This is a genomic window from Rhodoglobus sp. GW821-FHT12B09, assembly GCF_058809925.1.
The window spans coordinates 292603-316117 of sequence record NZ_JBXATB010000004.1 but is presented as its reverse complement, the minus strand read 5'-3'; the positions used below and the strand labels follow the sequence as shown (position 1 = coordinate 316117).

Sequence of the window (23515 nt, the reverse complement as noted above, 5' to 3'; positions counted from 1 at the left end):
AGCATGGACGAGATCCGCGGAAGCCTCCGCTGCCCCATCGCACGCAGCCTCGACGTGATCGGCGATCGCTGGACGCTGCTCATCGTGCGCGACGCGATCGCCGGCAGCACCCGGTTCACCGAGTTCCGGGAGTCGCTCGGGATGCCCCGCGACGTGCTCGCCGACCGACTGGACACGCTCGTGGCGGGCGGGGTGCTCGAGCGCCGCGCCGTGTCCCGCGAGGGCCAGCGCGCGCGGGACGAGTACTTCGTCACGGACTCCGGCCGCGAGCTCCTCGTCGTGCTGGGTGCCCTCGGGGACTGGGGGGCCCGCAACCGCCCCTGGGCCGAGCCCCCGATCGTCAGGTTCACGGATGCGACGGGCGCCCCGGTCGCGCCGCGGTTCGTGTCGGGCGACCGGGAGGTCCCGCTGGAGCAGGTGCTGGTCGCGGCGGGTTGAGTAAGGCGCCCTAGCGCCTGTATCGGTCGCGGCGGGTTGAGTAAGGCGCTCTAGCGCCTGTATCGAAACCAGGTTTCGATACGCGCCCCAGAGGGCGCTACTCAACCAGCGGGTCGAAACCGGGTTTCGATACGCGCCCCAGAGGGCGCTACTCAACCAGCAGGTCGAAACCAGGTTTCGATACGCGCCCCAGAGGGCGCTACTCAACCAGCAGGTCGAAACCAGGTTTCGATACGCGCCCCAGAGGGCGCTACTCAACCAGCCAGTGCCTCCGCGAGGTCGATCAGCGCGAGGTCGCCGAACCGCGGGCCGACGAGGCTCACGCCCACGGGCGCGCCGAGCAGCGCGCCCGACTGCGGCACGGTGAGCATCGGGATGCTCAGCGCCGGCCGTCCCGTGATGCCCGCGATGCACGTCAGCCGCAGGGTGCCCTGGCGGGTCCGCTCGATCAGCTCCGGGTCGGCGAACACCGTCGGCGCGGTCGACGACGCGGACGGCAGCACCAGCACGCGGTCGCCGAGCACCTCGCCCAGGCGGTTGCGCGCCGCGGCAAGGGCGACGCGGCCGGATGCCTCGGCCGCGGAGTCGATCGTCGAGGCGAACGCGAAGCGTCCCGCCACGTCCTCGCCGAGCGCCCCCGGGTGCGCGGAGATCCACGAGCCGTGAGTCGCCCACGCCTCCGCGGCCTGGACCGTGCGGAAGGTGAGGAACAGCTCGTCGATGTCACCGAGGTCGACGGTGTCGAAGTCGAATCGCTCGAAAGCTGCCCGCACATCGGGCTCGCAGTGCTCGAGCAGCGCGGGCGCCATCACGAACGACGGTGCGACGGCGATCTGCTGGGCGGCGTCGAGGGTCGCCGCGGCGGCGGCGCGCAGGGGCGCGGGAGTCCGCGTCATCCAGCCGACCGAGTCGAAGGTCGGGGCGAGCGGGAGGAGGCGGTCCGCGCTCACCGAGCCGTGCGTCGAGCGCAGGCCCCACAGGCCCTGGTACGACGCGGGCACCCGGATCGAGCCGGCCGTGTCGGTGCCGAGGCCGATCGAGGCCTGGCCGAGGGCGACGGCGGAGGCCGGTCCGCTGGAGGAGCCGCCCGGCACGCCGCCGAGCACGGCGGGGTTGGGCGGCGTTCCGTAGTGCGGGTTGCGGCCGGCGATGCTGTACGCGAACTCGTCGGTCTGCGCGATGCCCGTGACGTCCGCGCCGGCGGCGAGCAGGGCGGCGACGGCGGGAGAGGTGCCGGTGGCGGGGCGGCTCTCGGCGAGGTAGACCGGGATGCCCGCGCCGACCGCGAAGCCCTCGAGGTGGTAGAGGTCCTTCACGGCGACGGTCTCGCCGCTCAGCGGGCCCGCAGCAGCCCCGCGCACGAGCGGGGTGCCGACCGTGCGCCAGACCGATCCGTTGACGGCGGGAGCGGGCAGGGAGACGTGGGCTGCCGAGACGCGCCACGCGCCGTCCACGCGCTGCCAGAGCTGCGTCTGCTGGCCGCGCCCGCCGGTGGCGGGGGCGGTGATCGCGATCACGAGGGCCGTGGCATCCGTCAGCTCGCGGATCTCGACGTGCAGGATCTCGCGGGCCGGCGCTCCCCCGCGCCCCTTGCGGAACTCGCTGATCGCGTCGTGGCCGACGAGGATGCCGGCCGCGTCGCCGCGCAGGGTGTCCGGCCCCGGGGCGAAGAGCCGGTCGAGGGCCTCGAGGTCGTTGGCCATGAGGGCGCGCTCGTACTCCCAGAACGCGGCTTCGACGTCACTCAAGATCGGCCTTCCGGATTCGGGCATGGACTCCCTTGACAAGGTCGACGACCTGGGAGATGTTGAAGTCGGTCGCGGCGCTCAGGTACGCGTAGGCGTGCTCGGCGTCGAAGCCGTAGCGGGCGCGGAGCAGGGCGATCGCAGCGCGCACGCAGTCCTGCACAGCGATGTCGAGGTCCTCGTTCATGCCGGTGGGGACGAGGAACTCCGTCGTCTCCGCGAGCGGCCCGACCAGGTCGCCGAACTCGCGCACGGCGTCCTCGTGGGCCACGACCTCGAAGCGGATCGTCGCCCGCAGCGACGCCTCCATGGCGGTGAGAGCCACCTCGCCGTCGCCCTGCGCGAAATGCGGGTCGCCGACGTACGCGAGCGCCCCCTCGACCTGCACCGGCAGGTACAGGGAGGCGCCCACGGTCAGCAGGTTGATGTCGATGTTGCCGCCGTGCGGGCCGGGCGGCACCGAGTGCGGGCGCACCGAGCCCGAGACCGCGACGCCCATCGTGCCGAGGAACGGGTTGAGCGGGAAGCGTGCCGCGTGCGGGCCGCCCGCGACGCGCGGGATGGAGCCGTGCCACCCGTCCGACGCGGCGAAGATGCTGACGGTCTGGCCGGAGGCGGGGTACTCGTCGGGCAGGGCGCCGCGGCGGTGGCGGTTCGAGATGACGCCGTACGGCACGCGCTGGAGCGTCTCGAGCACGGTCATCCGGAGCAGGTCGCCGGGCCGCGCGCCCGAGACGCGGATCGGGCCGGTGATGACGTGCGGACCGCCGTCGCCGCGGTCGTAGCCGGATGCCGCGAGCGCGACGGCATCGTCGAGAACCTCCACCCCGTACCCGCCGAAGAAGGCGCGCGGGTCACGGCCCTGGTCCTCGAGGATCCCCTCGTGGCTGATCGTGTCGATCGTGACCTCGGTGCCCGGATCGATCGTGAGCACGGGCGTGTCCGCCTCGCACGGCAGACGCCCCCACAGCACCTGCTCCGGGTCGGCCGGGAGGTACGTGGTGGAGCGTATCGGTCCGTGACCGGGCTGGAGGGCATCCATACTGTCTCAAAGACTACCGAGCCTCGAAGGAGCCCCGTGATCGACCGCCTGCGCCGCAACCCCGAACGCCTGCACCTGGGGCTCATGCTCGCCCTGACGTTCTCGACCGGCGTCATCGACGCGGTCGGCTACCTCGGCCTCGACCGGGTGTTCACGGGCAACATGACGGGCAACGTGGTGATCCTCGGCATGGCGCTCACCGGCGCCGACGGGCTGCCGATCGTCGGCCCCATCATCGCCCTGGTGCTGTTCATGGTGGGCGCTGCTGCATCGGGGTTCACCCTGCGCGGCAAGCCCGCCGGGTGGTCGAACCGCACGACCGGGCTGTTCGCCAGCGTCGGCGTCGTGCTGGTGCTCGCCGCGCTGCCGATGCTGCTCATCTCCGACCCCATCGAGCCCGTCAAGCTCGCGGTGACCGGCGCACTCGGCCTCGCCATGGGCATGCAGGCCGGTGCAGCACGGCAGATCGGCGTGAAGGATGTCACGACAGTCGTCGTCACGTCGACGATCGTCGGGCTGGCCTTCGACTCGGTCTTCGGTGCCCGGACGAAGGGCCACCCGTGGCCGCGCCGCGTGCTCGCAATCGCCCTCATCGGAGCGGGAGCCGCCGTCGGCGCCCTCCTGCTGCAGGTGCACATCGGGCTCGGGATGGGACTCGCCGCGGTGATCACCCTCGTGGCGGCGCTGCTCGGGCACCTGGGGCGGCCCGGTCCTGTCGCGGGCTGAGAAGGCCGCCCGCGGCCGTAACGAAACCCGTGCGGACCTTTCGGCGCCATGCGCACCCCGCGGGGACAGCATGGCTCCGAAACCTCAGCATGAGCAGCCGGCAGTAGCTAAGGCTTAGCGCTCTAGTCCTCGCTCCACGACGCCACGAGGCGCCGCACGTACGTCGTCGCCGGCTCGGCGATCAGCTCGCGCACTGTGCCGCGCTGGGTGGCGCGGCCCTTCTCGAGCACGATCACGTCGGCGGCGAGCGCCGTCACGTCGTCGAAGCTGTGCGTGACGACGATGGTCAGCCCGCCCCACTCCCTCACGTGGCGCGCGAGCTCCTCGCGCACCTCGTCGCGGATCTCAACGTCGAGCGCGGCGAGCGGCTCGTCGAGGAGGAGGAGCTCCGGGTCCGAGGCGAGAGCCCGAGCCAGGGCGACCCGCTGCGCCTGGCCGCCGGAGAGCTGCGGGGGGCGGCGGGCGGCGAGGTCCGCGATGCCGAGCCGCTGCATCCACTCGCCCGCCGTTGCTCTGGAGGCGACCCGCCCGCGGCCCTGCGCCCGAGCGCCGAACGCGACGTTCTCGAGCACCGTCAGGTGCGGGAACAGCAGGTACTCCTGGAAGACGTAGCCGATGCGGCGGTGCTCGGGCTCGACACCGTCGAGGCTCCGGTCGCCGACGCGGACCGCGCCCTCGTAGTCGACGAGCCCCGCGAGCGCCTGGAGGGTGCTCGACTTGCCCGCTCCGTTCGGGCCGAGCAGTGCGAGGGTGCGGCCGGGCGCCACCGAGAGCTCGAGCTGGACGCGGCCGGGGACCGTGATCGCCGCGACGAGGCTCACGCGAGCACCCCCGGGACCCAGCGGTCGCGCAGCGAGAGCAGCACCACGACGGAGACGACCATGAGCACGAGCGAGAGTGCGATCGCCGCGTTCGGGTCGGTCTGCAGCAGGAGGTAGGTCGAGATCGGCAGGGTCTGGGTGGTCCCCGGGAAGCTGCCCGCGAAGGTGATCGTCGCGCCGAACTCGCCGAGCGAGCGGGTGAAGCACAGCAGCGCTCCCGAGGCGATGCCGGGGGCGACGAGCGGCAGCGTGATGCGTCGGAGCACCGTGAGCCGCGACGCGCCGAGCGTGGCGGCGGCGACCTCGAAGCGGCGGTCCGACGCGCGCAGCGCCCCCTCCACAGCGATCACGAGGAACGGCATCGACACGAACACCTGGGCGATCACCACGGCGGCCGGCGTGAACGGGATCGTGAACGGCAGCCACTGGCCGATCAGCCCCCGCCGCCCGAGGAGGAGCAGCAGCGCGACCCCGCCCACGACGGGCGGCAGCACGAGCGGCACCGTGACGAGGGCGCGCAGCAGGCGCCGAGGGACCGCGGCCCACTGCGCCGAGCGGGCCAGCACAAGAGCGAGCGGGATGCCCAGCACGAGGCACACGACGGTGGCGACCGCCGCCGTCCCGAGCGAGAGGGCGAGGGCCTGCACGACCGTCGGCTCCGCGAGCAAAGCGGGAAGCGCCGCCCACGGCGCGCGGACGATGAGCGCCACGAGCGGCAGCAGGAGCATCCCGAGGGCGAGCCCCGCCGGCACCCACAGCGCGGGCGGCAGCGACGACTTACGGCGCGCCAAACCCTGCAGCCTTGAGGATGCTCTGGCCCCGGGCGGACAGCACGAAGTCCACGAACGCGTGCGCCGCCTCCTTGTTCGTCGACGCGGAGAGCGTCGCGATCGGGTACGCCACCGGCGCGGAGTCGACCTTGATGCCCTCGATCGCGCCACCCGCGTCGAGCACATCGGTCACGTACACGACACCCGCGTCGACCTCGCCCAGCTCCACCTTGGTGAGCACGGCCTTGACGTCCTGCTCGTAGGTGTCGACGGACGGCACGATGCCCGCGGCGTCGAACAGCTTCGCGGCCGCCGCACCGCAGGGGACCTCGATGGCGCACAGGGCGATCGTCTTGTCGGCGTTGGCGAAGTCCTCGAGCCCGGTGATCCCGCCGGGGTTGCCCTTGGCGACGGCGATCTCCAGCACGTTGGTGGCGAAGTCGGCCGGGTCGCCGTCGGTGAGTGCGGCATCCGTCACCGTCTTCATGGTGGCCGGGCTCGCGGCGGCGAACACATCGGCGGGCGCCGCCTCGACGATCTGCGTGGCGAGGCCCGAGCTGCCTCCGAAGTTGAAGGTGACGGTCACCTCCGGGTGCTCCTCGGCGAAGGCGTCGGCGATCGCCTGGAACGAGTCGGTGAGGGATGCCGCGGCGAACACGGTGACCATGCCGCTCAGGGTGTCTGCGGCGGCGGTCTCCGTGGGGGTGGGTACGGGCGCCGAACACCCGGCGAGCGCGGCCACCGCGACGAGGGCGATGAGGGGTTTCACGGCAGCTCCACGACGACGTTGGTTGCTTTCACGCTCGCGACCGCGAGAGTTCCGGGTTCGAGGCCGAGTTCGTCCGCGGCTTCCGTGCTCATGAGCGAGACGATCCGGAACGGGCCCGCCTGCAGCTCGACCTGCGCCATCACCCGGTCTTTCGTGACCTTCGTCACGATGCCGGTGATGCGGTTGCGCGCCGACGCCCGCGACGTGGGGAACGCCGCCGCCAACTCGTGCTCCGCCGCCAGCTCCTGCGCGAGTGCGGCGAGCTCGGCGCCCTCCACGTGGGAGCGGCCGTTCGCGCCGGTCGTCAGCGTGAGGCGGCCGCCCTCCGCCCAGCGGCGCACGGTGTCGTCGCTGACCCCGAGCAGGGCCGCTGCCTCTTTCACCGTGAAATCAGTCATTATCCCCCGCATCCGCGTCGTATTACCTTAATCTTAGCCGCACCCGCGGTTGCAACAGCGTTCAGGTCGGGATGCCGCGGACGCGGTGCGGGGCCGCAACCCGGCCCGCTCAACCCGCCTGTAGGACAGAATCAGTACGTGACCGCCCGCTACTCGCGCCAGATCGCCCTGCCGGGCTGGGGCGACGCCGCGCAGGCGCGGCTGGCGAACGCCCGGGTGCTCGTGATCGGCGCCGGCGGGCTCGGCAGCTCGGTCATCCCGGCCCTGGTTGCGGCGGGTGTCGGCACGGTCGGCATCGTCGACGACGACCGTGTGGAGCTCAGCAACCTGCACCGCCAGCACATCCACGGAGTGGCGGACGTAGGCGAGCCGAAGGTGCGCTCGGCCGCGTCGAGCGCGGCCCAGATCGACCCGCTCGCGACCGTCGTGGCGACCCAGGAACGGCTGACATCGGAGAACGCGCTCGAGCTCTTCGCGGACTACGACCTGGTGCTCGACGGCAGCGACAACTTCCCCACGCGCTACCTCGCCAATGACGCGGCCGTGCTCACGGGCATCCCGCTGGTCTGGGGCGCGGTGTCGCAGTTCGGCGGGCAGGTGGGCGTCTCGTGGGGCACGACCTACCGCGACCTGTTCCCGACTCCGCCTCCGCCCGGGTCGGTGCTGTCGTGCGAGGCCGGGGGCGTGCTCCCGACGACGGTCGGCGTGATCGGCTCCCTCATGGCAACCGAGGCGCTCAAGCTCCTCACCGGGATGGGCGAGCCGCTGGTCGGCCGGGTGACGGTGTTCGACGGCCTCACGGGCGACTTCCGCACGATCTCCTACGAGAAGGATCCGACGGCCGAGCCGATCACGGAGCTCATCGACTACGAGCTGTTCTGCGGCGTGAAGGGCACGAGCGAGCCGACCGGCGTACTGCTCGACGTGCGCGAGCCCTGGGAGCACGAGCTGGTCGCGCTGCCGGGGTCGGTCCTCATCCCGCTCGGCGAGTTGGAGTCGCGGCTCGGCGAGCTCGACCCCGCCGCCCCCATCGTCGCGTACTGCCACCACGGCATGCGCTCGGCGCAGGCACGCGACATCCTGCTCGCCCACGGGTTCGACGCGACCCACCTCGAGGGCGGCATCGACGCCTGGGCGCGCGACCGCGACCCCGAGATGGCGAGGTACTGATGGTGTCGGTGGACGAGCACGCGGCGCACGTCGCGAGCCTGGTCGGGCCGGCCGGCCGCGAGACGGTCGCCCTCGACGACGCGCTGGGGCGCGTGACCGCGGAGGCCGTGCTCTCCCCGGTCGACCTGCCGCTGTTCCGCAACTCGCAGATGGACGGCTTCGCCGTGCGCGCCGCCGACCTCCCCGGAGCCCTCCCGATCGCGGGCGAGGTCTCCGCCCGCCCGAGCGATCCGCCCGCGCTCGAGCCCGGCACCGCGGTCCGCATCATGACCGGCGCCGTCGTGCCGGAGGGCGCCAACGCCGTGGTCCCCGTCGAGGACACGGTGGTCGACGGCGGCCTCGTCACCATCGAGCGCGTGCGCAGGCCGGGCGAGTACGTGCGCGATCGCGGCAGCGACGTGCGCCAGGGCGACGAGCTGCTGCCCGCCGGGCTCAGGCTCGCGTCCCGGCACCTTGCGGTCCTCGCGGCCGCGGGACTCACCAGGGTCGAGGTGCGCGCTCAGATCCGCATCGCGATCATCACCACCGGCAGCGAGCTCATCGCGCCCGGCGCCACCCCCGTCCTCGGCCAGGTCTTCGACTCGAACGGCACGGCGCTGGCGGCCGCAGTCCGGTCCGCGGGCGCCGTCGTCGCAAGCCGCGTGCACGTCGGCGACGACAACGGCGCGATGCTGCAGGCGCTGCGGGATGCCGCGGCCGCCGCCGACCTGATCATCACGTCCGGCGGCATCTCCATGGGCGACTACGAGGTGGTGCGCGAGACCCTCGAGCCGCTGGGTGCACGGGTGGGGACTGTCGCCATGCAGCCCGGCGGACCCCAGGCCACCGCGGTGTTCGAGGGGGTGCCCGTGCTGTGCTTCCCGGGCAACCCGGTGAGCACGCAGCTCTCGTTCGAGGTGTTCCTCGCGCCGCTGCTGCGGCACGCGGCCGGGCTGCCCCCCGCGCGGCGTGAGACCCGTACCCTCGTCGCCGCGCTCTCCTCGCCGCCCGGCAAGCGGCAGTTCCTGCGCGGGCGCGCCGTGGGCGCGGGCGAGGCGGCTCTGGTGGCAGGACCGAGCTCGCACCTCGTCGCGGGGCTCGCGGCATCCGATCTGCTCGTCATCGTGCCGGAGGGCGTCACCGCTCTCGCGGCGGGCGACAACGTGGAAGTGTTGCACCTATGAGCGACCTGTCGAAATCGGCACTGACCCACCTCGACGCGGACGGCCGTGCGCGCATGGTCGACGTCGGCGACAAGGCGGTGACGAGGCGCTCGGCGACGGCAACCGGCACGTTCACCTCCACGCCCGAGGTCATCGGCCTGGTCAGAGCGGACGGGATGCCCAAGGCCGACGTGCTCGCCACGGCGCGGCTCGCGGGCATCGCGGGGGCGAAGCGCACGAGCGAGCTCATCCCCCTCGCGCACCAGCTCTCGCTCAGCTCGGTCACGGTCGACTTCGAGTTCGGCGACGGCACGATCACGATCACCGCGACGGCCAAGACGACCGGCAAGACGGGCGTGGAGATGGAGGCGCTCACGGCCGTCGCGATCGCGGGCCTCACCCTGCACGACATGACGAAGGCCGTCGACCCGCACTCCGTGCTGGGCGGCATCCGCCTGGTCGAGAAGACCGGCGGCAAGACCCGGCCGGAGGTGCGGCCTCTGACGGCCCTCGTGATCGTGGCTTCGACGGCCGCGGCGGCCGGGCACCGCGCGGACACGACGGGCCCGCACATCCTGGACTGGCTGCAGAGCCGCGGCTACGAGTCCGACATCTGGGTGGTGCCGGACGCCCACATCGCCGCGACGCTGCAGAAGGCTGTAGCGCAGGCGCCGGCCGTCATCATCACGACGGGCGGAACAGGCATGAGCCCCACGGATGCCACGCCCGAGGCCACGCGCGCGATCCTCGATCGCGAGCTGCCCGGGGTCGCCGAGGCCATCCGCGCCCGCGGACTCCCCCACACCCCGAAGGCCGCCCTCAGCCGGGGCCTCGCCGGCACGGCGGGAGGCACCGTGATCGTCAACCTCCCCGGCTCGACCGGCGGGGTGAAGGACGGCCTGGCCGTGCTGAACGACCTGCTGGAGCACCTGGTGGCGCAGGTCGCGGGAGTAACGGACCACTAGCCCCCGGCGGGTTGAGTAAGGCGCTCTGGCGGCCGTATCGAAACCCGGCGGGTTGAGTAGGCCGCCCGCGGCCGTATCGAAACCCGGCGGGTTGAGTAGGCCGCCCGCGGCCGTATCGAAACCATGCACCCGCACACCCGGTTTCGATACAGGCGCCAGAGCGCCTTACTCAACCCGCCGGCCGCTTCCGCCACACGATCACCGCAACCGCCAGCCCCGCCAGCATGATCGCCCCACCGACAACCTCGGTGGCCGTCGGCTGCTCGTTCACCGCGATCCACGCGGCGATGATCCCCACCACGGGCACGAGCAGCGTGAACGGAACGACCGCGCTGGTCGGGTACTTCGCGAGCAGCGTGTTCCAGATGCCGTAGCCGACGAGGGACGCGAACATGGCCGTGTACAGCGTCGAGAGGATCGCGACGAGTGAGAGGTGCGTGATCGAGTCGAGGACGACTGCCGGGCTGTCGACGATCATCGCGAGCACGAGAGACGGGATGGGGACGACGAGTCCCGACCAGACGACGAGCGAGAGCCCCGAGGCCGCCTTCGCGCGCCGCGAGAGCACGTTCCCGATCGCCCACGAGAGGGCGGCGAGGAGCAGGATGACGACGGGGAGCCACGGGGCCGCGTAGCTGTGGCCGACGACGACGATCGCGAGTCCGAGCATCCCGACGATGATGCCGATGAGCTGCTTGCGGCTGGGGCGCTCGCGCAGGACGATCGCGGAGACGATCACCGAGAGCACCACCTGGGTCTGCAGCAGCAGGGACGCCAGGCCGGGCGGCATACCGAGCGCGAGCGCGAGGTAGAGCAGCGAGAACTGGCCGAGGCTCAGGAACGTGCCGATGAGGAGGACGTTCTTCCAGCCGATGGTGGGCGGCTTGAGGAAGAAGATCGCCGGGATGGCGACGAGGATGAACCGCAGCGCGAGGAACACGAGGGGCGGTACGCCGTCGAGGCCGAAGTCGATGGCCAGGAAGTTGAGGCCCCAGATGACGACGACGAGGAGTGCGAGGAGGGTATGCCGTGGGGTCACATTCCCAGCATTCCACCCTAAAGTGGCAGGCTATGACCATGGACGTCTACGCACTCGTCACCGACGAGCCCCTCGACGTCACCCCGATCGAGGAATTCGTGCAGGATTCCGCCAACGGAGCGGTCGTGACGTTCAGCGGGGTCATCCGCAACAACGACGACGGGCGCGCCGTGTCCGGCCTCGACTACGAGGCCCACCCGGAGGCGCAGCGGTTCCTGGAGGAGTGCTGCCAGATCGTGGCGGCGGAGTCCGGACTGCGTGTCGCCGCCGCCCACCGCACGGGCGAGCTCACCGTCGGGGACATCGCGCTGGTGGCATCCGTCGCCGCTCCGCACCGGGCCGAGGCCTTCACGGCGTGCGCCAGGCTTGTGGACCTGATCAAGCTCACCGTGCCGATCTGGAAGCGGCAGCACCTCTCCGAGGGCGTCGCGGAGTGGGTCGGGCTGTAGCTATCCGCCCGCGAACGGCGGCAGCACGTCGACAGTCGCACCGAGGGTCCGCGAGTCGTCGCGGCTGACGACTCCGTCGACGAGGAACGATCCGGATGCCAGCACTCTGGCCATGGTGTCGCCGTACCGCTCGACCAGCAGCACCCGCAGGGCACCGACAGTCCCGGCGTGGGGCAGGGACTCCTCGCGCACACCGGCCGCCTCCGCTGCCGCGGCGAAGTAGCGCACCACGACCTCAGCCACCGATCGCCCCCATGCTGCGCAGCGGGCGCTGGAACCCCGCCAGGTCCATGCCGTGGCCCTTCTGCTTGCCCCACATCGCCGCGCGCCACCAGTCCGCGATGGTGGCGTCGTCCGCTCCCCCGCGCAGCAGGCCGCGCAGGTCGGTCTCGTCGTCGCCGAACAGGCACGAGCGCACGGTGCCCTCGGCCGTCACGCGGGTGCGGTCGCACGCCTCGCAGAAGCTGCGGGTGACGGACGCGATGATGCCGACGGTAGCGGGTCCGCCGTCGACCAGCCACTCCTCCGCGGGCGCCGACGGGTCTTCGCGGTGGGGGCTCTCGAGGGTGAAGCGGGTGGTGAGCACGTCGAGCAGCTCGGCCGCGTCGACCATGTTGTCGCGCGCCCACTGCTCGTCGGCGTCGAGCGGCATCTGCTCGATGAACCGCAGTCGGGCGCCGTGCGCGAGCGACCACTCGAGCAGGTCGCCCGCCCCGGCCAGGGTGTCGCGCATGAGCACGGCGTTGATCTTGAGCGGGGTGATCCCGGCCCGCCTCGCGGCCTCGATGCCCGCGAACACCGACGGCAGCCGGTCGCGGCGAGTGAGCCGCGCGAAGTGGTCGCGGTCGACGGTGTCGAGGGAGATGTTGAGGCGCGTGAGCCCGGCAGCCACCAGCGCGTCGATGCGCTTGTCGAGGCCGATGCCGTTGGTCGTCATGGAGACGGACGCGCCGCCCGCCACAGCGGCGGAGAGCCCGATGATCTCCTCGAGGTCTGCCCGCATGAGCGGCTCGCCGCCCGTGAACCGCACGTCGGTGATCCCGAGGTCGCGCACCCCGATCCCGACGAGACGGGCGATCTCCGCCGGCATGAGCAGGTCGTTGCGCGGGATGCTCGGCAGCCCCGCCTCGGGCATGCAGTACGTGCACCGCAGCGAGCACTTCTCCGTGACGGACACCCGCAGGTCGTGCGCGGTGCGGCCGTGGCTGTCGATGAGGCCGTCCACGTCCGGCCGGCCGGAAGTCGACGGCATGGCGCGGGGGTCGCGGCGAACCGCGGGAAGCCCGAGCGACAGTGTCATTCTTCGAGCCTACGCGCCTAGCAGGATGCCCCGGCGCTGGCTACCCTGAAGCATGAGCATCTTCACGCGCGGTTTCTCGGGTCGCGGCAGGGACAGCAACCCGGCGCTCCCGCCCGGCCAGTACCTCACCGAGGACTTCCCGGTCCTCTCCGCCGGCCCCACTCCCAACGTCGACACCGACACGTGGGAGTTCACCATCACCACGGAGACCGGCACTGTGCACCGGTGGAACTGGGAGCAGCTCATGGCGCTGCCGAGCGAGGACATCCACACCGACATCCACTGCGTCACGCGCTGGTCGAAGCTCGGCACGACGTGGCGGGGCGTCTCGCTCGACACCCTGTTCGCGGACGTCGAGACCGAGTACGACTACGTCATGGAGCACTCGTACGGCGGCTACACGACGAACGCCCCCTACGAGGACCTCCGCGACGGCAAGGCCTGGATCGCGCACACCTTCGAGGGCGAGCCGCTCGACCCCGAGCACGGCGGCCCCGCCCGGCTGCTCGTGCCCCACCTCTACTTCTGGAAGAGCGCGAAGTGGATCCGCGGCCTCACGATGATGAAGGACGACGACCCGGGGTTCTGGGAGCAGAACGGCTACCACATCTACGGCGACCCCTGGCAAGAGCAGCGCTATTGGTAGCCGCCCCTCGACCCGGAACCTGGACCGTGGGCACCGTCGCCTCGACGAACGCTGAGACCCCGAGCGGCCGCAGCATCTGGATCGACGTTCCCGAGTGGGCGGGCAACCTCGCCGGCCAGCACGTGGACGTGCGCCTCACCGCGCCCGACGGCTACCAGGCGTCGCGGTCCTACTCGCTCGCGTCCTCGGGCCCGTCGCCGCGGCTCCAGCTCGCCGTCGACAAGCTGCCCGACGGCGAGGTCTCCCCCTACCTCGTGGACGACCTGCGCCCGGGCGACATGCTCGAGCTGCGCGGTCCGCTCGGAGGGTGGTTCGTCTGGAAGGAGGACCAGACCGAGCCGGTGCAGCTCATCGCCGGCGGGTCGGGCGTGGTTCCTCTCGTCGCGATGATCAGGGCGCACGCGGCATCCGGATCGACGGCCCCCATGCAGCTGCTCTACTCGGTGCGCACGCCGGAGGACAGGTTCTTCGCCGCGGAGCTGGAGTCCCTCGACAACGTCACCTACGCGTACACCCGGTCGGGGCCGCCGGATGCCACGATCGGCCGCCTCACGAAGGAGCGGCTCGAGGCGGCGGTGCTGCCCGTGGGCGCGGCGGTGTTCGTGTGCGGGCCGACCGGCTTCGTCGAGGCCGTCGCGTCGTGGCTGGTGGACCTCGGGCACGACGCATCCCGGATCAAGACCGAGCGATTCGGAGGCGTGTGATGACCGAGCACCTCGACGGCAACGTACTGGCGGGCCCGCTGCTCGAGCTGTTCCGGGAGGACATGACCACGGCGACGGCGCGCTGCGCCTCGTGCGGCGACGTCTCGGTGCTCGCGACGGCGATGGTCTACGACGCGGCCCCGGGCTGGTGCGTGCGGTGCCACGTGTGCGACGACGTGCTCATGACCTTCGTGCGGGCCGAGGGGCGGCTGCGCATCGACCTGCGCGGGGTGACGGCGCTGGAGCTCCCCTCCGCCGGTTGAGTAGGCCGCCCGCGGCCGTATCGAAACCCCGGCCTCGCCCATGCGGAGGTTTTGACACCATGCGGTCTCCGAGGGCTCCGCATGGTGTCAGAACCTCCGCATGGGCATCCGGTGTCGAATCGCGCTGGCGCGCTCCCCGACCCGGCGGGTAGGGTGAAATCGATTTCAACCTCAGCGACGAGAGGACTCCGCATGGCCGACGACATGGACTTCGTGCCCGAGATGACGCGAGCAAGAGACGACGGCGGGTGGATCCGGCCGACCGGCGATGTGCCGGGAGAGCCGCGGTGGGGGCATCCCGGCGGCCTGCAGGTGGGGCTGCACCCCCTGCTCGGACCGCGCGGACTGCTGCGGATCTTCACGCCCTACCTCGACCACCCGCTCGACCGGCTCGTGAACTTCATCGCGATCGAGCCGATCCCCGAGGGCCACACCGACCGCGCTCTCTCGGAGCTCGAGCCGAGCTCGCTCGACCGGGTGCGCGGCAAGCGGTTCTGGAGCGCCGACGACCGCAGCGACCTCACGCCGCGCGATCCGCTGCGGCCGGCGCGCGGTGTCGTCGAGACCGTGAACGGCGTAGACCGGCTGCGGGTGTTCGTCCTCATCGAGCCGTTCGACAATGGCGCGGATGTCGCGGTCCGGCTGTCGTTCCGCGCGGATCGCCCGCACGAGGTCGCCATCGCGACGTGGCGGAACGGGGCATCCGTGCCGCTCGCCTACTGCGTCGTGACGGCGACCATGGGCAACTACGCCCGCCTGCGCACCCTCGAGCTCGCCGACCGCACCGTGAGCCCCGCGGAACTGTGGCCCGGCTTCGAGCGCACCGACTTCACGGAGCACGCGCGCTTCCCGCTCGCCGACTTCAGGCGGGGTCCGGATGGCTCGGCCACCGTCTCGGCAACGCCCGACGAGCTCGACCACTCGGCAGCGGTCTACGCGGACGACACTCACCCCCACTGGAAGTACGAGGGCCTCCGCGCCCGCCAGTCGTGGCGCGCTGACGAGCCGACCGACGAGCTGGAGGTGCTCGTGAACGCGCGCTGGGCCTACTGGGCGAGTACCTCCCCGATCCCGGGCGGTGCCTCGTTCGAGAACTTCGAGCTTGTGGAGCCGTTCCGCGAGGGCCAGGAGTTCACGTTCGCGATCGATCCGCTCTCAGCGGGTTGAGTAGGCCGCCCGCGGCCGTATCGAAACCTCACGGTCGAACAACCCGGTTTCGATACGCGCGCCAGAGCGCGCTACTCAACCCGCGGCCGTATCGAAACCTCACGGTCGAGCAACCCGGTTTCGATACGCGCGCCAGAGCGCGCTACTCAACCCGCGGCCGTATCGAAAACCCGAGCTCAACCGGCGAGCAGCGTCAGGCTGTCGACGACGCGGTTCGAGAAGCCCCACTCGTTGTCGTACCAGGCGACGACCTTGATGTGACGGCCGTCCACGCGGGTGAGGCTCGCGTCGAAGATCGCGGAGGCCGGGCGGCCCGTGATGTCGCTCGAGACGATCGGCTCCTCCGTGTACTCGAGGATGCCCTTCAGCCCGCCCGCGGCTGCCGCACGGTACGCCTCGAGGACCTGCTCGCGCGTGACATCCCGCGACACCACCGTGTTGAGCTCGACGATCGAGCCGACCGGCACCGGAACGCGGATCGAGTCGCCGGAGAGCTTGCCCTCCAGCTGCGGCAGCACGAGGCCGATGGCCTTGGCCGCACCGGTCGTGGTCGGCACGATGTTGACGCCGGCGGCACGGGCGCGGCGGAGGTCGCGGTGCGGGCCGTCCTGCAGGTTCTGCTCCTGCGTGTAGGCGTGGACCGTCGTCATGAACCCGTGCTCGATTCCGGCCAGGTCGTCGAGCACGGCCGCGAGGGGCGCGAGCGCGTTGGTGGTGCACGACGCGTTCGACACGATGGTGTGGAGGGCAGGGTCGTAGGCCCGGGTGTTCACGCCGTAGGCGATGGTGACGTCGGCCCCGGTCGCGGGAGCGCTGATGAGCACCCGCTTCGCGCCGGCCTCGAGGTGGGCCCGCGCCGCGGCGGCGTCGGTGAAGCGACCCGTCGACTCGACCACGAGCTCGACCCCGAGCTGGGCCCACGGGAGGTTGGCGGGCTCGCGCACGGCGAGCACCCGGATGCGGCGGCCGTCGACCACCAGGGCATCGCCCTCGACCTCCACCGTGCCGGGGAAGCGGCCGAGGGAGCTGTCGTACCGCAGCAGGTGCGCGAGGGTCTCGGGAGCGGTCAGGTCGTTGATCGCGACGACCTCGAGCTCGGAGTCGCGCTCGAGGAGGGCGCGGAGGACGTTGCGGCCGATGCGGCCGAACCCGTTGATAGCAATGTTTGTCATGCCTCTACGGTCGCTCGTCCCGGCTCACGGCGGGAGTGGCCGTAAAGACAGCTATCGCAAGTTTCTAGCCATCTTGGGCGAAGGTGTGCCGATACTCGCTCGGCGACGTTCCGAGCACGCGCTGGAAGTGCATCCGGAGGTTCGCGCCCGTGCCGAGCCCCACCCGGTCGGCGATCTGCTCCACTCCCAGGTCGGTGCGCTCGAGCAGCTCGCGAGCGAGGTCGATGCGCGCGCGGAGGATCCACTGCATCGGCGTGTAGCCCGTGTCCTCCACGAAGCGGCGCGAGAACGTGCGGGTGGAGACGCGGGCGTTGTCCGCGAGGTCGGCGACGGTGAGCGGGCCGTCGAGCCTCTCGAGCGCCCAGTGCCGGGTCGCGGCGAAGAAGTCGCCCAGGGGCTCCGGCACCGACCGCGGCACGAACTGGGCCTGCCCGCCGCTGCGGTACGGCGCCGCGACGAGCCGCCGCGCGACCTGGTTAGACAGCCCGACCCCGTGGTCGCGACGGACGAGGTGCAGGCACAGGTCGACGCCGGACGCGGCGCCGGCGGACGTGAGCACGTCGCCCTCGTCGACGAACAGCACGTTCTCGTCGACCCTGATGCGCGGGTGCTTCGCCTGCAGGATGTGCGTGTAGTGCCAGTGCGTGGTGGCGCGCTTGCCGTCGAGGAGCCCGGTGGCGGCGAGCGCGAAGGCGCCTGTGGAGATGGCGGCGAGACGGGTGCCGCGGGCGTGGGCGGCGCGCAGGGCATCCACCACCTCGACCGGCGGGTCTTCGCGCGCGGGCTCCCGGTAGCCGGGGACGAACACCGTCTGGGCCCACTCGAGCGCCTCAAGACCCTCGGCAACGCTGTACGCGAGGCCGTCGCCGCCGCGCACCAGCCCGGCGGCCGCGCCGCAGACTCGCACCTCGTACGGCATGCTCGGCCGATGGGTGAAGACCTGCGCCGGGATGCCGACGTCCAGCGGTTTCGCGCCTTCCAGCACGAGCACGGCCACCCGGTGCGCTGCCACTGGTCCTCCCGCTACGTGGCGCTAATGCCCCGTCTCGACAGCATTCTGCCACGCGTGCGCCCGTAGGCCACGGCCAGGGCGCCGATCGCGAGCAGGAACGCCGTGAGGCCGACGATGTAGCCGACCACGCTCCCCCACCCGGCGGTCGCGGGGTCGAGGAAGGGGTACGGGTAGATCCGCCCGCCGCTCGCCGCGCCGCGCATGAGCGTGTACAGCAGCCACGCCACCGGGAACACGACCACCAGCCGCAGCGACGACCAGGGCAGCGCCGGGCGGCCCGGCGAGAACAGCCAGTCGAGCAGGATGAACAGCGGGACCCAGACGTGGATGATCTCGTTAGGCCACTGAAGGCCGACGTAGTCGCCCGCGTAGGGCACGTTGCGCAGCAGCAGGTTGTACACGCCGGCCGTCACGACCGCGTAGGTGAGAGTGGCCATGCGCACCGTCGTGAAGAACCGGGTGTCGGTAGCGAGACGCAGCGCCATGACCCCGCCCACGAAGAAGACCGCGATGTTGATCAGGCTCGACTCGATGGTGAAGTAGCTGAAGTACTCCCACGGGTCGAAGGCGTTGTTCACCACGCGGTCGGTGACCTGGATGGTGATGGTCGCGAGGAGGGCGACACCCGCGACGAGTCGCAGCACTGCGACGATACGGCGATTTCTCATGGAGGTTGTTCGTTGCCGAAACGCCCTCAGATTGGCGCGCCTACTCTTCGGCGCGCTTCTGGCGCCGCCCGCCGAGCAGCCGGTCGCGCGTGCGGTCGGGCAGCCGCGCGAGCAGGGCCGCGCCGATCTTCGCGTCCGTGCCGACCGGGTAGCGGGTCTTCGGCCGTCTCGCGGTCAGTGCCTTCTCGACGGCTTTCGCGACCTCGAGCGGCGGAATCCCGTGCTTGGTCCCGTTCGCGGCCATCTTCTGGGCGGCCTCGATCTGGGCGCCGTAGAGGGCGGTGACCTCCGCGAGCCTGGGGGCGAGCATCCTGTCCGCCGACGCGGCGGAGGTGCTCCAGATCGGCGTCGCGATCACGCCCGGCTCGATCGCTACCACCTCGATGCCCCAGGGCGCGAGCTCCTGGCGCAGCACGTGGGTGACGGCCTCGAGCGCGAACTTGGAGGCGTTGTACGGCCCGAGCATCTGCCCGGCGATGAGCCCGCCGATCGACGTGATGTTCACGATGCGGCCCTTCGCCGCGCGCAGCAGCGGCAGCACGGCCTGCGTCACCGCGACCTGCCCGACCACGTTGACCTCCAGCTGGTGCCTCAGATCGTCGACGGGCACGAACTCGAGCGGCGCCGCCGAGGCGATGCCGGCGTTGTTGACGAGCCCGTACAGTCCGCCGCCGTCGTCGGCGATCGCGCGGGCGGCCGCGGCGATGTGCTTCTCGTCGGTGACGTCCAGAATGAGCGGCAGGATGCCCGCTGCCCGGAGGCTCTCGGCATCCTCCTGCTTGCGCACCCCCGCGAAGACGCGGAAGCCGCGCTCGTGCAGGAGTTCCGCGGTGGCACGGCCGATACCGGTGGACGCACCGGTGACGAGGACTGAGCGCTGGGTCATGCGTCTGAGCCTAGGCGGGTTGAGTAGCGCGCTCTGGCGCGCGTATCGAAACCCGTGGGTTGAGTAGCGCGCTCTGGCGCGCGTATCGAAACCCGTGGGTTGAGTAGTGCGCTCTGGCGCGCGTATCGAAACCGGTTGTTCGACTGAGTGGTTTCGATACGGCGCTGGAGCGCCTACTCAACCCACCGGGTTTCGATACGGCGCTGGAGCGCCTACTCAACCCACCGGGTTTCGATACGGCGCTGGAGCGCCTACTCAACCCGCCGGGCGCGTCAGCCCAGCGGATGACGCCGAGTCCTCCGCCTGCCCGATGTGGCGGCAGGTGCTGCTCGTGAGGATGGACGGTATGGCATCGTCAATTCTCAGCGCACGCGACATCCGTAAGTCCTACGGCTCGACCGTCGCCCTCGACGGGGTGAGCCTGGAGATCGAGGCCGGGGAGTCGCTCGCCCTCATGGGCCCCTCGGGCTCGGGCAAGACCACCCTGCTGCACCTGCTCGCCGGGATCCTCACCCCTGACACGGGCGAGGTCGCGTGGAACGACCACGGAGCGTGGCAGCGCGTCGACCAGATGAACGAGGCCCGCCGCTCGCAGCTGAGGCGGGAGAGCTTCGGGTTCGTGTTCCAGCAGGGGCTGCTCATCCCGGAGCTGACCGCGCTCGAGAATGTGGCGCTCGCCCTCATGATCGACGGGGTCAGCCGCCCGCAGAGCGAGCAGCGGGCACGCCACAAGCTCGCCGCGCTCGGGCTCGAGGGGCTCGAGGACCGCCGCATCGGCCAGCTCTCGGGAGGCCAGGCGCAGCGCGTGGCCATCGCCCGCGCTCAGGTCGCGGACGCCGAGGTCGTCTTCGCCGACGAACCGACGGGCGCGCTCGACTCGCACACCTCCGACGAGGTGATGACGGCCCTGCTCGGCGCGACCACCGGCCAGGGCCGCTCGCTGGTGCTGGTGACCCACGACGAGACCGTCGCCGCCCGCTGCTCCCGACTGCTGCGCATGCGCGACGGGCGCATCGTGCAGCAGACCCGCAGCATCCCGGAGCACCCGGGCATCACCTACACGGAGGCCCGCTCATGACGCTGCGCGTCGCGTGGCTGCTCGCCCGGGCCGGCACCGGCAGCCGCGCCGCCGTCGTCCTGCCGATAGTCGCCTTCGCGGTCGTGACCGCGCTGCTGCTCGTCGTGGCCGGCGGCGCCCAGGCGTTCTGGTCGTGGCACGACGAGACTGCCGGTGTGTACCAGTTGCTCTCCGCGGTAGCGCTGGCCCTCCTTGTCGTGCCGCTGCTCACGCTCGGCGGCTCGGCGGCCCGCCTCTCGGCCCGGCGCCGCGACGACCGGCTCTCCACCCTCCGCCTCCTCGGCGCCACCCCCGCGGCGGTCGCCCGGCTGACCGTGCTGGAGTCCACGGCCCTGGCTTTGGCCGGCGCCGTCGTCGGCGTGGCCGGGTACTTCGCCCTGGTCCCGGCGGTCGCACTGATTCCGTTCCGGGCGGAGGCGCTCGGCATCCCGGCCCTGATTCTCGCGCCGTGGGCGATCGCGGCGGCCGTCGCGGGCGTCGCCGTGGTGGCCGCGGTCAGCGCCCTCATCGGACTGCGGCAGGTCGTGATCTCGCCCCTCGGGGTGCGCACGCGGCAGAATGCGCCCCGGCTGCGCTGGGTGCGCGTGGCCATCGGTGCCGCCGTCATCGCGCTGGCGCTCGCGCTCACCAACATCGTGCAGGTCAACGTGGGCATCACGGTGATCGCGATCGTGCTGGGCTGCCTCTTCGGCGGCACCCTCGCCGTGCTCAACCTGGTCGGCCCGTTCGTGCTGCGGCTCATGGCCCGCCGGCAGGTGCGGCGCGCCCGCACGGCTGCTCACCTGCTCGCCGCGCGCACGGTGCTGGAGTCGCCGCAGGCCGCGTGGCGACAGGTCTCGGGGGTGTCGATGACGAGCTTCATGGCGGTCTTCGCGGGCACCGGGGTGGCGGTGCTCGGCGCCGTCTCCGGCAGCGAGGGCTCGACCGCGTCCGACCGCGCGCTCATCTCCGACATCGGCACCGGGCTGACGATCACCCTGGTCATCTCGTTCCTCATGGTCGCGTGCTCGGCCGGCGTCAACCAGGCCGCGGACGTCTTCGACCGCGGCAGCCTCTACGTCAACCTCGGCTACCTCGGCATGCCCAGACGGGTGATGGATGCCGCACGCGAGCGCGCCGTCCTGTGGCCGCTGATCGTGGTGGCGGTGGGCTCCGCCGCCATCGCCGCGCTCGTGGTGCTGCCCCTCGCCGGGTACTCGCTGGTCGTCGCCCCACTCTCGCTGCTGACGATCACCCTCAGCATCGTCGCGGGCATCGGACTGGTCTGGGCAGCCCTCCGCCTCACCCGCCCGGTGCTCACGGCCCGGCTCGCCGCTGCGGCCTGAGGCGCGGCGTCCCGGGGGCGCCCGCCGCCCCCGCCGCGGCATCCCGAGCCCATGCGGACCTTTCGACACCATGCGCGTGCCGTCGGGGCCGCATCGTGCCGAAACCTCCGCATGGGCGTGAACGCGGGACGCCGCCGGGACGCGGGACGCCGCCGGGACACAAAACGGCCCCGGTCCGAGGACCGGGGCCGTTCGTGAGACTCTCGTGAGCCGCGGTGCCGAGAGCGCTAGCGAGCCGCGGAGCCGTCGACGTAGTCGGCGTCCTGCTGCTTCCACGCGAAGAGCGAGCGCAGCTTCTTGCCGGTGGCCTCGATCGGGTGCGCGGCACCCTTCTCGCGGAGGGCGAGGAACTCGGGGGCGCCCGCGTCCTGGTCCGCGATGAAGCGCTCGGCGAACGCGCCGGACTGGATGTCCGCGAGGACGGCCTTCATGTTCTCCTTGACCGACGGGTCGATGACGCGCGGGCCGGAGACATAGTCGCCGTACTCAGCGGTGTCGGAGACCGACCAGCGCTGCTTGGCGATGCCGCCCTCCCACATGAGGTCGACGATGAGCTTGAGCTCGTGCAGCACCTCGAAGTAGGCGATCTCGGGCTGGTAGCCGGCCTCGATGAGCGTCTCGAAGCCGTACATGACCAGCTGCGAGGTGCCGCCGCAGAGCACGGCCTGCTCGCCGAACAGGTCGGTCTCGGTCTCCTCGGTGAAGGTGGTCTTGATGCCGCCGGCGCGCAGGCCGCCGATCGCCTTCGCGTAGCTCCAGGTGAGGTCCCACGCCGAACCGGACGCGTCCTGCTCGACGGCGGCGATCACGGGGACGCCGCGGCCGGCCTCGTACTCGCGGCGCACGGTGTGGCCGGGGCCCTTCGGCGCGACCATGATGACGTCGACGCCCTCGGGCGCCTGGATGTAGCCGAAGCGGATGTTGAAGCCGTGGCCGAACAGGATCGCGTTGCCGGGCTCCAGGTTGTCCTTGATGTCGGCGGCGAACAGTCCGCGCTGGTGCTGGTCGGGCGCGAGGATGACGACGACATCGCCCCACTTGGCGGCCTCGGCGGCGCTGAGCACCTCGAAGCCGGCCTCGGTCGCCTTCTGCACGCTCTTCGAGTCGGGCTTGAGGCCGATCTTCACCTCGACGCCGGAGTCGCGCAGGTTCAGCGCGTGGGCGTGGCCCTGCGAGCCGTAGCCGATGACGGCGACCTTCTTGCCCTGGATGATCGAGAGGTCGGCGTCTTCATCGTGAAAGACATCGGTCATGGTGTTTCTCCTTGTTATTTGGGTTTCGATACGCGCTGGCGCGCTACTCAACCAGCTGGTCAGTTCTTGAAAACTCGCTCGGTGATGCTCTTGCCGCCGCGGCCGATCGCGAGGAGGCCGCTCTGCGCGATCTCCTTGATGCCGTAGGGCTCGAGGATGCGCAGGAACGCCTCGATCTTGCTCGAGTCGCCCGTGATCTCGATCACGAGGGCGTCGGTCGCGACATCCACGACCCTCGCCCTGAAGAGGGTGACCGCCTCGAGCACCTGCGACCGCGTCGCATTGTCGACCCGCACCTTGATGAGCATGTGCTCGCGGGCGACGGAGGTCGCGGGGTCGAGCTCCACGATCTTGATGACGTTGATCAGCTTGTTGAGCTGCTTGGTCACCTGCTCGAGCGGGAGCTCCTCCACGTCGACCACGACGGTGATGCGGCTGAGGCCCTCGATCTCACTGGCACCGACGGCGAGGCTCTCGATGTTGAATCCGCGGCGCGCGAAGAGTCCGGCGACGCGGGTCAGGAGTCCGGGCTTGTCCTCGACGAGGAGGGACAGTACGTGGCTCATG

27 protein-coding genes are annotated in these 23515 nt (G+C 71.4%); 12 read left to right on the top strand and 15 right to left on the bottom strand.

The window, feature by feature from the left end; genetic code table 11:
• Positions 1-3 precede the first annotated feature (3 nt).
• On the top strand, positions 4-438 hold the full coding sequence (locus AC1RTC_RS10950) for a winged helix-turn-helix transcriptional regulator (protein ID WP_493155565.1): 435 nt from the start codon (positions 4-6) through the stop codon (positions 436-438).
• 254 nt (positions 439-692) lie between these two features.
• Here the strand turns inward: AC1RTC_RS10950 and AC1RTC_RS10945 are convergent, their stop codons facing one another.
• Positions 693-2186: an AtzH-like domain-containing protein gene (locus AC1RTC_RS10945; RefSeq protein WP_493155564.1), complete on the bottom strand. Its 1494-nt coding sequence runs from the start codon at positions 2184-2186 to the stop codon at positions 693-695.
• The gene (locus AC1RTC_RS10940; RefSeq protein WP_493155563.1) at positions 2179-3225 is read right to left on the bottom strand and encodes an acetamidase/formamidase family protein; all 1047 of its coding nucleotides are present in this window, start codon (positions 3223-3225) and stop codon (positions 2179-2181) included. Before AC1RTC_RS10940 ends, AC1RTC_RS10945 begins: the two co-directional genes overlap by 8 nt.
• Positions 3226-3261: 36 nt before the next feature.
• Here AC1RTC_RS10940 and AC1RTC_RS10935 point away from each other — a divergent pair, with 36 nt between their 5' ends.
• Positions 3262-3951: a YoaK family protein gene (locus AC1RTC_RS10935; protein ID WP_493155562.1), complete on the top strand. Its 690-nt coding sequence runs from the start codon at positions 3262-3264 to the stop codon at positions 3949-3951.
• A 122-nt stretch (positions 3952-4073) separates the two neighbouring features.
• Here the strand turns inward: AC1RTC_RS10935 and AC1RTC_RS10930 are convergent, their stop codons facing one another.
• The 4 genes from AC1RTC_RS10930 to AC1RTC_RS10915 are packed head-to-tail and all read right to left on the bottom strand — an operon-like array spanning position 4074 to position 6709.
• Positions 4074-4772 carry an ABC transporter ATP-binding protein gene (locus tag AC1RTC_RS10930; RefSeq protein ID WP_493155561.1) on the bottom strand — a complete coding sequence of 233 codons (699 nt, stop codon included), beginning with the start codon at positions 4770-4772 and terminating at the stop codon, positions 4074-4076.
• Positions 4769-5563 carry an ABC transporter permease gene (locus tag AC1RTC_RS10925; protein ID WP_493155560.1) on the bottom strand — a complete coding sequence of 265 codons (795 nt, stop codon included), beginning with the start codon at positions 5561-5563 and terminating at the stop codon, positions 4769-4771. Before AC1RTC_RS10925 ends, AC1RTC_RS10930 begins: the two co-directional genes overlap by 4 nt.
• Positions 5550-6311 carry a molybdate ABC transporter substrate-binding protein gene (gene modA, locus AC1RTC_RS10920; protein ID WP_493155559.1) on the bottom strand — a complete coding sequence of 254 codons (762 nt, stop codon included), beginning with the start codon at positions 6309-6311 and terminating at the stop codon, positions 5550-5552. Before modA ends, AC1RTC_RS10925 begins: the two co-directional genes overlap by 14 nt.
• Positions 6308-6709: a TOBE domain-containing protein gene (locus AC1RTC_RS10915; RefSeq protein ID WP_493155558.1), complete on the bottom strand. Its 402-nt coding sequence runs from the start codon at positions 6707-6709 to the stop codon at positions 6308-6310. The genes modA and AC1RTC_RS10915 overlap by 4 nt, the downstream gene beginning before the upstream one ends.
• A 138-nt stretch (positions 6710-6847) precedes the next feature.
• Here AC1RTC_RS10915 and AC1RTC_RS10910 point away from each other — a divergent pair, with 138 nt between their 5' ends.
• From AC1RTC_RS10910 to moaCB, 3 genes are read left to right on the top strand one after another with little or no spacing between them, the layout of a single operon-like run.
• Positions 6848-7879, top strand: coding sequence for a ThiF family adenylyltransferase (locus AC1RTC_RS10910; RefSeq protein WP_493155557.1), 1032 nt, complete (start codon positions 6848-6850; stop codon positions 7877-7879).
• A complete protein-coding gene (locus AC1RTC_RS10905; RefSeq protein WP_493155556.1) occupies positions 7879-9042 on the top strand; it encodes a molybdopterin molybdotransferase MoeA in 1164 nt (387 codons plus the stop codon). The genes AC1RTC_RS10910 and AC1RTC_RS10905 overlap by 1 nt, the downstream gene beginning before the upstream one ends.
• Complete coding sequence (moaCB, locus tag AC1RTC_RS10900) at positions 9039-9986, top strand: bifunctional molybdenum cofactor biosynthesis protein MoaC/MoaB (protein ID WP_493155555.1); 948 nt, start codon at positions 9039-9041, stop codon at positions 9984-9986. Before AC1RTC_RS10905 ends, moaCB begins: the two co-directional genes overlap by 4 nt.
• A 169-nt stretch (positions 9987-10155) precedes the next feature.
• Here moaCB and AC1RTC_RS10895 read toward each other — a convergent pair whose 3' ends face one another.
• Positions 10156-11025 (bottom strand): EamA family transporter, encoded by an 870-nt coding sequence (locus AC1RTC_RS10895; protein WP_493155554.1) that lies wholly within the window; start codon positions 11023-11025, stop codon positions 10156-10158.
• A 38-nt stretch (positions 11026-11063) separates the two neighbouring features.
• On the opposite strand from AC1RTC_RS10895, the gene AC1RTC_RS10890 reads away from it, so the two are divergent.
• Positions 11064-11474: a molybdenum cofactor biosynthesis protein MoaE gene (locus tag AC1RTC_RS10890; RefSeq protein WP_493155553.1), complete on the top strand. Its 411-nt coding sequence runs from the start codon at positions 11064-11066 to the stop codon at positions 11472-11474.
• Here AC1RTC_RS10890 and AC1RTC_RS10885 read toward each other — a convergent pair whose 3' ends face one another.
• Together AC1RTC_RS10885 and moaA are read right to left on the bottom strand one after the other, a co-directional pair.
• Positions 11475-11717 (bottom strand): MoaD/ThiS family protein, encoded by a 243-nt coding sequence (locus tag AC1RTC_RS10885; protein WP_493155552.1) that lies wholly within the window; start codon positions 11715-11717, stop codon positions 11475-11477. It abuts the gene before it with no gap.
• Entirely contained in the window at positions 11710-12774 is a 1065-nt protein-coding gene (moaA, locus tag AC1RTC_RS10880; protein WP_493155551.1) for a GTP 3',8-cyclase MoaA, read from the bottom strand. Before moaA ends, AC1RTC_RS10885 begins: the two co-directional genes overlap by 8 nt.
• 52 nt (positions 12775-12826) lie before the next feature.
• Between moaA and AC1RTC_RS10875 the strand changes: the two genes are divergently transcribed.
• From AC1RTC_RS10875 to AC1RTC_RS10860, 4 genes are all read left to right on the top strand, one after another.
• Positions 12827-13420, top strand: coding sequence for a sulfite oxidase-like oxidoreductase (locus AC1RTC_RS10875; RefSeq protein ID WP_493155550.1), 594 nt, complete (start codon positions 12827-12829; stop codon positions 13418-13420).
• A gap of 26 nt (positions 13421-13446) precedes the next feature.
• Positions 13447-14124 (top strand): ferredoxin reductase, encoded by a 678-nt coding sequence (locus AC1RTC_RS10870; RefSeq protein WP_493155549.1) that lies wholly within the window; start codon positions 13447-13449, stop codon positions 14122-14124.
• A complete protein-coding gene (locus AC1RTC_RS10865) occupies positions 14124-14387 on the top strand; it encodes a DUF6510 family protein (protein ID WP_493155548.1) in 264 nt (87 codons plus the stop codon). The genes AC1RTC_RS10870 and AC1RTC_RS10865 overlap by 1 nt, the downstream gene beginning before the upstream one ends.
• A 192-nt stretch (positions 14388-14579) precedes the next feature.
• A complete protein-coding gene (locus tag AC1RTC_RS10860; protein WP_493155547.1) occupies positions 14580-15554 on the top strand; it encodes a hypothetical protein in 975 nt (324 codons plus the stop codon).
• A 176-nt stretch (positions 15555-15730) separates the two neighbouring features.
• Here AC1RTC_RS10860 and gap read toward each other — a convergent pair whose 3' ends face one another.
• The 4 genes from gap to AC1RTC_RS10840 all read right to left on the bottom strand — a co-directional run bounded on the left by gap (position 15731) and on the right by AC1RTC_RS10840 (position 19292).
• Positions 15731-16726 (bottom strand): type I glyceraldehyde-3-phosphate dehydrogenase, encoded by a 996-nt coding sequence (gene gap / locus AC1RTC_RS10855; RefSeq protein ID WP_493155546.1) that lies wholly within the window; start codon positions 16724-16726, stop codon positions 15731-15733.
• A gap of 64 nt (positions 16727-16790) precedes the next feature.
• On the bottom strand, positions 16791-17738 hold the full coding sequence (locus AC1RTC_RS10850) for a GlxA family transcriptional regulator (RefSeq protein WP_493155545.1): 948 nt from the start codon (positions 17736-17738) through the stop codon (positions 16791-16793).
• A gap of 11 nt (positions 17739-17749) precedes the next feature.
• On the bottom strand, positions 17750-18406 hold the full coding sequence (locus AC1RTC_RS10845) for a Pr6Pr family membrane protein (protein ID WP_493155544.1): 657 nt from the start codon (positions 18404-18406) through the stop codon (positions 17750-17752).
• 40 nt (positions 18407-18446) lie between these two features.
• Entirely contained in the window at positions 18447-19292 is an 846-nt protein-coding gene (locus tag AC1RTC_RS10840) for an SDR family oxidoreductase (RefSeq protein WP_493155543.1), read from the bottom strand.
• Between the two features lie 346 nt (positions 19293-19638).
• On the opposite strand from AC1RTC_RS10840, the gene AC1RTC_RS10835 reads away from it, so the two are divergent.
• Complete coding sequence (locus AC1RTC_RS10835) at positions 19639-20370, top strand: ABC transporter ATP-binding protein (protein ID WP_493155542.1); 732 nt, start codon at positions 19639-19641, stop codon at positions 20368-20370.
• The gene (locus AC1RTC_RS10830; protein ID WP_493155541.1) at positions 20367-21695 is read left to right on the top strand and encodes an FtsX-like permease family protein; all 1329 of its coding nucleotides are present in this window, start codon (positions 20367-20369) and stop codon (positions 21693-21695) included. The genes AC1RTC_RS10835 and AC1RTC_RS10830 overlap by 4 nt, the downstream gene beginning before the upstream one ends.
• A gap of 227 nt (positions 21696-21922) precedes the next feature.
• On the opposite strand, the gene ilvC is transcribed toward AC1RTC_RS10830, so the two are convergent.
• Both ilvC and ilvN read right to left on the bottom strand, forming a co-directional pair.
• The gene (ilvC, locus tag AC1RTC_RS10825) at positions 21923-22948 is read right to left on the bottom strand and encodes a ketol-acid reductoisomerase (protein ID WP_493155540.1); all 1026 of its coding nucleotides are present in this window, start codon (positions 22946-22948) and stop codon (positions 21923-21925) included.
• Positions 22949-23007: 59 nt separating this feature from the next.
• Positions 23008-23514: an acetolactate synthase small subunit gene (gene ilvN, locus AC1RTC_RS10820; RefSeq protein WP_493155539.1), complete on the bottom strand. Its 507-nt coding sequence runs from the start codon at positions 23512-23514 to the stop codon at positions 23008-23010.
• Position 23515: the final 1 nt, after the last annotated feature.